Consider the following 1,573-nt stretch of genomic DNA (forward strand, 5'->3'; position numbering starts at 1 on the left):
AGAGTGCGGTGTCACACTGCTTTATACATTACTTAAAATAAGTAAGTGGCGTCCCCAAGGGGATTCGAACCCCTGTTACCGCCGTGAAAGGGCGGTGTCCTAGGCCTCTAGACGATGGGGACACATAAATGTGTCACTAGGACAACTGAATGGTTTAACTCGTTTCAGGCGAGCTATCTTAATAACACTACACCTACTATAGAAATAGTAAGTGGCGTCCCCAAGGGGATTCGAACCCCTGTTACCGCCGTGAAAGGGCGGTGTCCTAGGCCTCTAGACGATGGGGACACATAAATGTATCACTAGGACAATTGATTAGTTAGACTCACATCATGAGTTTTTAAGGTAATTGCGATTAATACAAATTAAGACTCGAGCTTAATTTGTTCGCTATTTTCTCGGTTAACCCGCCTTTAACTTATAAAAGTTAAGTGGCGTCCCCAAGGGGATTCGAACCCCTGTTACCGCCGTGAAAGGGCGGTGTCCTAGGCCTCTAGACGATGGGGACACAGAAAACTGCTACCCTAGGACAAACACTTTAATAAATTGGTGGAGCTATGCGGGATCGAACCGCAGACCTCTTCACTGCCAGCGAAGCGCTCTCCCAGCTGAGCTATAGCCCCAATTTATTTTGCTAAACACTTGCGCAGTTAAACCGTGCTGTGTATCGCTGAGTGCGGGGCGCATTCTATGCAGCCACCAAAATAATGTCAACATTTTTTTCAGTAACTTTCTTTAAACGGTTTAATTTTCAACAAACTGAATAATGAATAAACCGCGGCGCTCAAAATACATGCAAGGGAGCTGTTTCAAAACAAAAATTAGGACTGAAAGGCGCACAATCTAGATTAACTGAGGTGAAATATATTCTAAAACATCAAAACAATAAGGTATACATTTATATGCAAAATAAAGTCGGAGTCTTTTCTTGTTTTTCACAACAACGTTTTCATCACCAAGTAAAACGAATTTAAGATGAACATACTAGCAATTAACTGCAACGCCCCTACTCTATTGTCAGTTATTTATATGATCACAGAGGCTCCATTAGTTACAGTCGGTGTTTTATATCAATCGTATTTAACTAACGGTATTTGGATTTTTCAATGCGATTGACTATAACCTTCCTCCCTCATGATTAAAAAACAAATCCGCTTTTGACTAACAGGCACCACTAGCTATTAAAGTATTGCATTAAATAATGAGTAAATTGATTGCACATATAGATTGAATGTAAGTAAATTGGCTATAAAACAATCTCAATCTTACTTCATTGATTATAAAACCTGCATCTAAAACATTTTTCCTCATTCAAGTGTTGACACATTTACAACTCTATCTATAATAGCGCCCCACAACAACGCAGCAATGAGTTGTTGTTTAGATGTGGGTGATTAGCTCAGTTCTAAGAAAAGAGAGCATCACCGCTATTTACAAGTAACGGCGAGGTTCACTGGTTAAAGTCCAGTACTATTTATTTTAATAGTAGCGTTTTAATTTATATGTGGGTGATTAGCTCAGTTGGGAGAGCATCGCCCTTACAAGGCGAGGGTCACTGGTTCAAGTCCAGTAT

Annotated in this window: 4 tRNA genes; all 4 read right to left on the minus strand. The window is 40.2% G+C overall.

Annotation, left to right across the window (positions count from 1 at the left end):
• Positions 1 to 46: 46 nt before the first annotated feature.
• Positions 47 to 122 (minus strand) — tRNA-Glu (locus tag H5163_RS14515).
• 90 nt (positions 123 to 212) lie between these two features.
• A tRNA-Glu gene (locus tag H5163_RS14520) sits at positions 213 to 288 on the minus strand.
• A 144-nt stretch (positions 289 to 432) separates the two neighbouring features.
• A tRNA-Glu gene (locus H5163_RS14525) sits at positions 433 to 508 on the minus strand.
• A 39-nt stretch (positions 509 to 547) separates the two neighbouring features.
• Positions 548 to 623 (minus strand) — tRNA-Ala (locus H5163_RS14530).
• Positions 624 to 1,573: the final 950 nt, after the last annotated feature.

The sequence above is a fragment of the Pseudoalteromonas sp. SG44-8 genome (assembly GCF_014164125.1).
Lineage (GTDB): Bacteria > Pseudomonadota > Gammaproteobacteria > Enterobacterales > Alteromonadaceae > Pseudoalteromonas > Pseudoalteromonas rhizosphaerae.